Origin of the sequence: Methanohalophilus sp. DAL1 (assembly GCF_001683555.1) — an archaeon.
Lineage (GTDB): Archaea > Halobacteriota > Methanosarcinia > Methanosarcinales > Methanosarcinaceae > Methanohalophilus > Methanohalophilus euhalobius.
On sequence record NZ_MAFX01000057.1, the window covers coordinates 54,146 to 64,514 of the forward strand.

General features: G+C 35.8%; 6 protein-coding genes and 2 CRISPR repeat arrays. Of the genes, 4 read left to right on the forward strand and 2 right to left on the reverse strand.

What is annotated here, in order from left to right; all coding sequences use genetic code 11:
• Positions 1 to 7: 7 nt before the first annotated feature.
• The 3 genes from cas1 to cas4 are packed head-to-tail and all read left to right on the forward strand — an operon-like array spanning position 8 to position 1,874.
• Complete coding sequence (gene cas1 / locus A9957_RS10235) at positions 8 to 964, forward strand: CRISPR-associated endonuclease Cas1 (RefSeq protein WP_279387842.1); 957 nt, start codon at positions 8 to 10, stop codon at positions 962 to 964.
• An 8-nt stretch (positions 965 to 972) separates the two neighbouring features.
• Positions 973 to 1,263: a CRISPR-associated endonuclease Cas2 gene (gene cas2, locus A9957_RS10240; protein WP_096713055.1), complete on the forward strand. Its 291-nt coding sequence runs from the start codon at positions 973 to 975 to the stop codon at positions 1,261 to 1,263.
• Positions 1,264 to 1,283: 20 nt separating this feature from the next.
• Positions 1,284 to 1,874, forward strand: coding sequence for a CRISPR-associated protein Cas4 (cas4, locus tag A9957_RS10245; RefSeq protein WP_096713054.1), 591 nt, complete (start codon positions 1,284 to 1,286; stop codon positions 1,872 to 1,874).
• A gap of 106 nt (positions 1,875 to 1,980) precedes the next feature.
• A CRISPR array of direct repeats spans positions 1,981 to 3,193; the repeat unit is 37 nt; unit sequence GTCAAAATTCAATATCCACTAAAACAAGGATTGAAAC.
• 153 nt (positions 3,194 to 3,346) lie between these two features.
• On the opposite strand, the gene A9957_RS10250 is transcribed toward cas4, so the two are convergent.
• Positions 3,347 to 3,724 carry a helix-turn-helix domain-containing protein gene (locus A9957_RS10250; RefSeq protein WP_292344128.1) on the reverse strand — a complete coding sequence of 126 codons (378 nt, stop codon included), beginning with the start codon at positions 3,722 to 3,724 and terminating at the stop codon, positions 3,347 to 3,349.
• Between the two features lie 150 nt (positions 3,725 to 3,874).
• On the opposite strand from A9957_RS10250, the gene fae reads away from it, so the two are divergent.
• Positions 3,875 to 4,378, forward strand: a complete 504-nt coding sequence (gene fae, locus A9957_RS10255; protein WP_292344129.1) for a formaldehyde-activating enzyme — start codon at positions 3,875 to 3,877, stop codon at positions 4,376 to 4,378.
• Positions 4,379 to 4,473: 95 nt separating this feature from the next.
• Here the strand turns inward: fae and A9957_RS10260 are convergent, their stop codons facing one another.
• Positions 4,474 to 5,211 (reverse strand): nitroreductase family protein, encoded by a 738-nt coding sequence (locus A9957_RS10260; protein WP_292344130.1) that lies wholly within the window; start codon positions 5,209 to 5,211, stop codon positions 4,474 to 4,476.
• Positions 5,212 to 5,252: 41 nt separating this feature from the next.
• A CRISPR array of direct repeats spans positions 5,253 to 10,350; the repeat unit is 37 nt; unit sequence GTCAAAATTCAATATCCACTAAAACAAGGATTGAAAC.
• Positions 10,351 to 10,369 lie beyond the last annotated feature (19 nt).

Genomic DNA, 10,369 nt, shown 5'->3' on the forward strand with positions numbered 1-10,369 from the left:
AATTGTAATCAACAGTTACGGCTCCTACCTGAAAAAAAGCAAGAACTGTTTTCTTGTTAAAAACGATGATAAAAAATTCGAAGTAGCCGCCGGTAAAGTTGAAAGTATAATGATTACCACGGCAGCTACAATAAGCACCGATGCAATCAAATTCGCTGTGGAAAACAATATCGATATCATTTTTCTGGACCATTTTGGTTACCCTTATGGCAGAGTATGGCATTCAAAACTCGGAAGTACTGTTTTAATAAGAAGGCGCCAGCTTGAATATTCGGATAATACAAAGGGTGCCAGAATGGCAAAAGGATGGGTTAACGAAAAAATCAATAATCAGGTAGATTTTCTCAAAGATCTTAAGAAAAACAGGCCTGAATTGAAAGCTGACTTACAGGAATATGTAGATAATATTGAAAACCTGAAGTCCCAGCTTCAGGAAGTCAAAGGCGATCTTGAAGAAGTAAGGGGAACCATCATGGGAATTGAAGGAATGGCTTCCAGAAACTATTTTGAAGCTATCAATCTAATAATGCCTGATAAATGGCAATTTAGCGGCAGAAGTCGCAACCCTGCAGTTGATGGATTTAATTGCCTGCTCAACTATGGGTATGGCGTCCTTTATTCAATGGTTGAAAAAGCCTGTATTATATCGGGCCTTGATCCATATGTGGGTTTTTTGCATACTGACAATTACAATAAGAAATCCCTTGTTTTTGATCTTATTGAACTGTACAGAATACATGCGGACAGGACAGTAGTGAACTTATTTTCAAAAAGGAAAGTCAATGATGAAATGTTTGATTCTATTCCAAACGGGCTTACTTTAAATAAAGAGGGAAAAGCTGTCCTTTTGCAGGTTTTCAATGAAACAATGGAAAAGAAGATATCCTATAATGGCAGAAATATTAAATTGAAAAACACCATGCAATATGACTGTCATAAAATTGCTAATAGTTTGATTAAGTGAGGAATTTTATGCTTGCCTGGGTGGTATATGATATATCAGATAATACCTGCAGAAAACATGTGAGTGATGCGTGTAAGAATTATGGACTCTACAGGGTTCAAAAAAGTGTTTTCCTGGGGGAATTGAACGCAAATGAAAGAGATTCTCTTGCAATCGAGTGTGAAGAAGAAATTGATGAAGATGTAGATTCTGTATATATTTTTCCAATGGATGACCAGTCATTCAAAAAAGTTAAATTGCTGGGGCAGGCTTTTGATAAAAATCTGGTGAGTGACGAAGTTTTAACTACTTTCTTTTAAGAAGAAATATTTGGGGTACAATGAGAGATAGTAGTGTCATAATTACAATTTCTGATGTGATTGAATATCTTTTCTGTCCCCGTTTTATTTATTTTATTTATTGCCTTGGTATCCCGCAGCATGAAGAAAAGCGGTTTAAAGTTTTAAGAGGAAGAGATGTACATGAAATACGTCGAATTACCAATACATCTTATATGAGAAAGAAACTTGGCTGTATATCTAAAGAAAGAAATGTTTTTGTTGCCTCAAAAGTAAATCACATTAAAGGAATTGTTGATGAAGTATTGTTTCTCGAAGACGGGACCGCTGCTCCTCTTGAATATAAGTTTGCAGAATATAAAGACAAAATTTATATGACTCATAAATATCAGCTTTATTTGCAGGCATTGATGATTTCTGAGAATTATGATGTAGAAGTCAATAGAGCTTATATTTGTTATACACGAAGTAATAATATGGTCAAGTCTATTAAAATTGAACCTGAGGATGTGGATGAGGCTATAAAAGTTGCCAAAAAGACAATTGATATAATAGAAAAGGGAGTATATCCAAAGGCAACAAAGTATAAATCCAAATGCATTGATTGTTGTTATAGAAATATTTGCGTATAATTCTTGTATTTATAAGGGATCTGATAGAAATGGTTCAAGAATTGAGATACTTGAAAAGGAGGGATATTAGGGCTTCTTTTGGACAAAAGAGGGTGAAATTTGTGCTGTCAAAATTCAATATCCACTAAAACAAGGATTGAAACTTGATTTAGAATAATCTAACAGATTCCGACAACAGGAGGTCAAAATTCAATATCCACTAAAACAAGGATTGAAACCGATTGGCGACTATAGGGTTGTTGATGAAATTGATAGTCAAAATTCAATATCCACTAAAACAAGGATTGAAACTGATCCAGTGATATGCATCAACCGGATTAAATGTGAGTCAAAATTCAATATCCACTAAAACAAGGATTGAAACAATATCACAGTCACAAAAAAGAAAGAATTAATATTTGGTCAAAATTCAATATCCACTAAAACAAGGATTGAAACTGTTCTACATTGCGCTTTTTGGGGAAATACTCTACCGTCAAAATTCAATATCCACTAAAACAAGGATTGAAACTACTTTGGCATGTCAATTTGTGGGAATCACATATCAGTCAAAATTCAATATCCACTAAAACAAGGATTGAAACAGCCCACCATTGCCATCCGGCAGGATTGTGACCGCTTGTCAAAATTCAATATCCACTAAAACAAGGATTGAAACAGGGATGTAGCACTAAATGACTTAAATCCTTCAATAGTCAAAATTCAATATCCACTAAAACAAGGATTGAAACCAGGCCGTAGAGGAAGGATATCAGACCACTAGGGAGGTCAAAATTCAATATCCACTAAAACAAGGATTGAAACTTGTGATCCTCATAAGTCAACGCCCCTTTCACAGGAGTCAAAATTCAATATCCACTAAAACAAGGATTGAAACTACCAGTCTAATTTTTTGCTGTAGTTAGACTCAAGCCGTCAAAATTCAATATCCACTAAAACAAGGATTGAAACCTTTATATTTCCACAACCTATCGATTTTGTGTCCATGTCAAAATTCAATATCCACTAAAACAAGGATTGAAACCAGTATACACATATTAAATCATTGCTCTGCATCCTCGTCAAAATTCAATATCCACTAAAACAAGGATTGAAACAAATTCTGGTATTTCCCGGAAGATAATACCTGTCTAGTCAAAATTCAATATCCACTAAAACAAGGATTGAAACATTACAGATGGTTCATTCAGTAAAGGTAATTTTGGAAGTCAAAATTCAATATCCACTAAAACAAGGATTGAAACCCTAATAGTAACCTATATATAGTAGCGTAGCGTATAGTGTCAAAATTCAATATCCACTAAAACAAGGATTGAAACCAGGGGAATCGAGGATCTGCACAGGACGGCGGCGGAGTATGGAACGTTCAATTATATGTTCTTTAAGGGTGTGGGGAGAAAGTGACAAGGAGTATGGAGTAAGCTCATACATCGGGATTACCACGGAAAAGAATGAAGTTATCAGACGTATTTTCAATCCTCTATATTCAGCAGTTCTTTAGTTAATTCATAACTGTGTTCCGTGCATGCCGGAGTAGACTCATCAGCACATTCCCTGTATGCAAATCCTGAAAGTTCATAAAGCACCTTGTTCAGGTTTCTTCCTTTTCTGGTCAGGTGATATTCTATGGTTACCGGAGTCTTGGACACAATTACCTTTTCAATTAATCCATCTAGTTCCAGTTGACGCAATTTAGTAGACAGTACCTTACTGCTGAGCTTTGGATTGCTTTTTAAGAATTCATGGAATTGCTTTTTTCCACAGAACATATCCCTGATTATGTTGAGCGTCCATTTCTTGCTTATTAGTTTTATTGCTATGTCTATAGGACTGCGTTCCAGGTCTCCCATGATTTCTCACCAGGTTACCAAATGGTTAGAATAACTATTTATATGTTCTCCTGTTTATGTGGTGATGTGAAAATAAGGAACGGTAGAAATGTATTAGGGACTAAAAATCATACAATGCATTTCTACAAAGTTCTGATTGAGGTGAAAGAAATGACAAAAATATTAAATAGCCTGGTAGGCGAAGCCTTAGTTGGTGAAGGACCGGAAGTTGCACACATAGACCTTGTGATAGGCAGAAAAGGAAGTGCTGTTGAAACTGCATTTATGAATTCCCTTGCAATGCCAAGACAGGGACACTCTCCTTTACTTGCTGTACTTGAACCAAATGTTACACCAAAACCTGCAACACTCCTTGTAAACAAGGTGACAATGAAGAATGTGGCACAGGCATCCCTGATGTTTGGACCTGCACAGGCATCTATTGCAAAAGCTGTGATGGACAGTGTCGATGAAGGAGTTATTCCAAAGGAAGAAGCTGAAGACCTACTAATCATTGTTTCAGTATTCATCGAGTGGGATGCAAAGGACAAGGATAAGATCTACGAATTCAACTACGAAGCTACAAAACTTGCGATCAAGCGTGCAGTTGATGGAACTCCTACCGTTGATGAAGCACTTGCTAAAAAGGACAGTGCAGCACACCCATTTGCATAAATAAAAATATCCTGCAAGATTATTGCAGGACTAACTTACTTTTTAGATTTGGATGTTGTTTTAATTGTTCACTAAAAAGTTCTTTTAAAAAAAAATTACTGCCACATAACCTCAAGAGGCTTCCTGCGTGGGATTCCATATATTTTATACAGAGGATGCCCGAATAAGATTGCATAAGCACTTTTCCTTCCTGCCGGAAAACCAAGTTCTTTCTGAAGAGGTTCGTAAGATGTGGCAGCCGCAGCAACAAAGCCAGCCCAGCATGTACCTACTCCAAATGCCGGTGCGGTAATATCAAAATGCGTGAGGGCGATTATGGCATCAACAGATGCGATCGGATTTTCTTCAGGAATATGTGCGAAAAGCAGATGCGGAGCATCCCGGCAAATGATATCATTTCCATTCTCCCATGCTGAAATTAGTGAAGGTACGTAGCCACTCATGGGATGAGAGGTATTCACAAGAGTCTTCATCCATTCGATTGTGAGTCCTGCAATCTTCCGGACTCTTTCCGGGTCATGAACAACGAGCCACTGAACCGGCTGGCCATTGGTTCCCGATGCAGCATAGCGGGCAATGTCAAGAATCTCTAAAACTTTCTCCCGTGGAACAGGTTCTTTTGTAAAATGCCTCACTGACCTGCGTTTCTTAAGATAGAAACCTATATCTTCAGTTGAGATATCACCAACGCCGTCAGGAAGTGCGACTTTCTCATCTGGACGCAGATCCAGAATCAGCGCCTGAGATGGACAGAAAACCTCACAGTGTCCGCATTTGATGCAGCGTAGAACATTTGCTTCCTGCACCTGTGGAAGATTTGATTCTTCAGCCAACTCGATTATACGCGTTGTACATACTTTTGTGCAAATACCGCGTCAAAATTCAATATCCACTAAAACAAGGATTGAAACAGAGGATTATCCAATTCCAGGATCTCATCTAGTTGAGTCAAAATTCAATATCCACTAAAACAAGGATTGAAACCCTCTTTGCTAAATTCTTATGCAATTCCCCATTTCTGTCAAAATTCAATATCCACTAAAACAAGGATTGAAACAAGAATTTGTAAGATTGCTTACAGACGATGATCACAGTCAAAATTCAATATCCACTAAAACAAGGATTGAAACAAGATATATTTCTACGAAAGAATAAGGTATATAAGGTCAAAATTCAATATCCACTAAAACAAGGATTGAAACCCTGTGGCGTTGGTGTATTTGCTGCAGGCAAATTTGTCAAAATTCAATATCCACTAAAACAAGGATTGAAACTCCATGTCAAGTATTACCTCGACTTCTGCATCTCTTGTCAAAATTCAATATCCACTAAAACAAGGATTGAAACCGTTTGGCTCGAATTCTTCCTGGTAAAAGCGGTCAATGTCAAAATTCAATATCCACTAAAACAAGGATTGAAACATCTTGGATGTGTCCAGTTCAAAGTTTTTGTCAATGTCAAAATTCAATATCCACTAAAACAAGGATTGAAACGATGATTGGAAAGAGAAGGAAAACAGAACTACAGTAGGTCAAAATTCAATATCCACTAAAACAAGGATTGAAACAATATTTCCATACTAATCATAGATAAGTCATTATTACGTCAAAATTCAATATCCACTAAAACAAGGATTGAAACATTTCTCCTGGATTATCACATATACGGATAGCATACTGTCAAAATTCAATATCCACTAAAACAAGGATTGAAACAACATACTTTGTCCTTCATTATTTCACCTCATATTAGTCAAAATTCAATATCCACTAAAACAAGGATTGAAACTATTTTTGTATACCTCATACAATCCATAAAGAAAAGTCAAAATTCAATATCCACTAAAACAAGGATTGAAACTAAATTATCTCCTTTTGTACAGAAGACGGCTGAATTGTCAAAATTCAATATCCACTAAAACAAGGATTGAAACTCTCTTCAATCCTGTCAGGTTCTGCAGAATCACAATATGTCAAAATTCAATATCCACTAAAACAAGGATTGAAACCTCTTGCATCTTTCCATATCTAAATTTTCTACCATTGTCAAAATTCAATATCCACTAAAACAAGGATTGAAACAGCCATATCTAATGAGTAATAATTTCTTTATTGGAGTCAAAATTCAATATCCACTAAAACAAGGATTGAAACACATACTATTGTCAGATACTGTCTATGATGTAAAAGTCAAAATTCAATATCCACTAAAACAAGGATTGAAACTTGTACCCGAAGTCAATTGCATAGACGTGCTGGCCGTGTCAAAATTCAATATCCACTAAAACAAGGATTGAAACAGTGGTGCAAATACTCCATCAAGTACCAATCCCTTTGGTCAAAATTCAATATCCACTAAAACAAGGATTGAAACTCTCCGCCATTGTAAACTCGTTTCTTGCCTGCTTTCTTGTCAAAATTCAATATCCACTAAAACAAGGATTGAAACTTTTGTACTTCCTGTGCATCGCCTGCGAGTTTGACCAGTCAAAATTCAATATCCACTAAAACAAGGATTGAAACTGGAGAATCCTGAATACATGGGAGATGTCCAGGCATTGTCAAAATTCAATATCCACTAAAACAAGGATTGAAACTACTTGTGGCATTAAAGTTCTTTTCTGATACCAGAGTCAAAATTCAATATCCACTAAAACAAGGATTGAAACTTCATGTAATGCCCGTCCTTCACTTTCTGATCCATTTGTCAAAATTCAATATCCACTAAAACAAGGATTGAAACATCCATGTGTAACTGTTTCGTTCCATATTAATGTGTCAAAATTCAATATCCACTAAAACAAGGATTGAAACAGGGATTAAAACAATATCCTATTAATAGGAAAACCTCGTCAAAATTCAATATCCACTAAAACAAGGATTGAAACTCTTTCACAGTATCTCAGTAATCTTTACTTAAGTGGGTGTCAAAATTCAATATCCACTAAAACAAGGATTGAAACTGATACAAGCACACAGGAATTAGGACCAGTAAGTCATAGTCAAAATTCAATATCCACTAAAACAAGGATTGAAACAGAATATTGGGGGGAAGTAATGAAGAAAGTAATTCTTTTGTCAAAATTCAATATCCACTAAAACAAGGATTGAAACCTCCAAATTCGCCATCAGCCGACCTCCCGCCTCAATTGTCAAAATTCAATATCCACTAAAACAAGGATTGAAACGACAATATGTCTATTTTTGGTTGTGTTTCGCTATAGTCAAAATTCAATATCCACTAAAACAAGGATTGAAACATCCTTTCTCTTCGAATTCGTATTCAAGCGCCTTTCTAAGTCAAAATTCAATATCCACTAAAACAAGGATTGAAACCTGGTGCACCGTCGGGTTTCTCTGCCTCGTAGAATTCTGCGTCAAAATTCAATATCCACTAAAACAAGGATTGAAACAATCTGTTTTTAGTGGTGATCTTGAGGATTTCTGTGTCAAAATTCAATATCCACTAAAACAAGGATTGAAACCCGTTCATCTGGTGGGTACTGATTGCGGATACTTGTCAAAATTCAATATCCACTAAAACAAGGATTGAAACTGCCTTCATGATGTAGCATTGATGCAGATTTGCCAGCGTCAAAATTCAATATCCACTAAAACAAGGATTGAAACTCAATTACAGCAGATGAGTCAGGCATGGTTTACGTGGGTCAAAATTCAATATCCACTAAAACAAGGATTGAAACTTGATTTGTATACTCTTTATATGTGTATACAAGTCTGGTCAAAATTCAATATCCACTAAAACAAGGATTGAAACTACGTTTGATCCAGCAAGACCAACTTCTACATACCTTGGTCAAAATTCAATATCCACTAAAACAAGGATTGAAACTTGTATGGAACAGTCTATGATGCATCTACTGGTCAGCGTGTCAAAATTCAATATCCACTAAAACAAGGATTGAAACTGAGTCATATCAATCCTCATTTACAGCAACAAATAACGTCAAAATTCAATATCCACTAAAACAAGGATTGAAACCATAACTATATAGTCAACATCTTCCAGAACTGCAAAAGTCAAAATTCAATATCCACTAAAACAAGGATTGAAACTAATCACCGTATGTGTGCCAGGTGCGAATGATCTCTGTCAAAATTCAATATCCACTAAAACAAGGATTGAAACGTGAGGAGAGGAGAAAATATGATGCTAGTACGGGGGTCAAAATTCAATATCCACTAAAACAAGGATTGAAACTATTCCCACGAATTGAGGCGGAATATGTATGTGAGTCAAAATTCAATATCCACTAAAACAAGGATTGAAACTTCCTTAATGGAGCGTTTTTCTCCAATCCTGATAGAGTCAAAATTCAATATCCACTAAAACAAGGATTGAAACTATTGTTATATAAGAGTGTATCAAATTGTAGGTGATTGTCAAAATTCAATATCCACTAAAACAAGGATTGAAACTCTGGTCCTGGAGCCTTTTCTTTTGTACCCTCGTCGTCAAAATTCAATATCCACTAAAACAAGGATTGAAACTTATCCAGGAATGTTACTTCAATTCCATTCTCCAATTCGTCAAAATTCAATATCCACTAAAACAAGGATTGAAACTCGATTATCAGCCCGCTGCAGTTGAAATTGGACATGGTCAAAATTCAATATCCACTAAAACAAGGATTGAAACCCGGATAGAAAACCATCACCAGGGAATACAAATTCGTGGTCAAAATTCAATATCCACTAAAACAAGGATTGAAACTATCCTTTATAGATTTAGGTTATAATTGAGCATAGTCAAAATTCAATATCCACTAAAACAAGGATTGAAACCTGTTGCCAGAGGTAGAATGGGGACCACTGCTGCTACTGTCAAAATTCAATATCCACTAAAACAAGGATTGAAACTATTGTTATATAAGAGTGTATCAAATTGTAGGTGATTGTCAAAATTCAATATCCACTAAAACAAGGATTGAAACTCTGGTTCTGGAGCCTTTTCTTTTGTACCCTCGTCGTCAAAATTCAATATCCACTAAAACAAGGATTGAAACCCAGTGGAGCAATTATTACAGTTGAGGCTTCCAATAGTCAAAATTCAATATCCACTAAAACAAGGATTGAAACCTGTGTTCCCTGATGACTTGCTGGCTCTCGAAAAATTGTCAAAATTCAATATCCACTAAAACAAGGATTGAAACTATACCGATACGGGTTCATACTCTGCACAAATTATGTCAAAATTCAATATCCACTAAAACAAGGATTGAAACCTGATGAGATGTCCCTTCCCATTCATGAAAGACTGGAGTCAAAATTCAATATCCACTAAAACAAGGATTGAAACAGGCTCAGTTCAGGGTGCTGCCCCTTGAACTTAGTCAAAATTCAATATCCACTAAAACAAGGATTGAAACTCCAATTCTTTCAGAACTGCCCTCCTGACAAGATCTGGTCAAAATTCAATATCCACTAAAACAAGGATTGAAACTAATTACAGAATACGTATCACTTCACATTAACATTTCGTCAAAATTCAATATCCACTAAAACAAGGATTGAAACATGTTGTGCCTGTGCCGTCATCAAAATTGTAGTAGTCAAAATTCAATATCCACTAAAACAAGGATTGAAACCTCATTTTTTTGCTATCGCCAGCAATATCAGTATTGTCAAAATTCAATATCCACTAAAACAAGGATTGAAACTCACTTTTACTACTAGGCAGCGTGGTTTGTCATATCCGTCAAAATTCAATATCCACTAAAACAAGGATTGAAACATATCAATATGTTTCACTTGTGGTGAACTGCTTGTTGTCAAAATTCAATATCCACTAAAACAAGGATTGAAACATAAACACTATGGGCTTACTGTCATAAAACATATAGGGTCAAAATTCAATATCCACTAAAACAAGGATTGAAACCTGTGAAAAAACTTTCACAGAAGAATTCAAACTAGTCAAAATTCAATATCCACTAAAACAAGGGTTATAAAGTACCTTAATACAATTCAG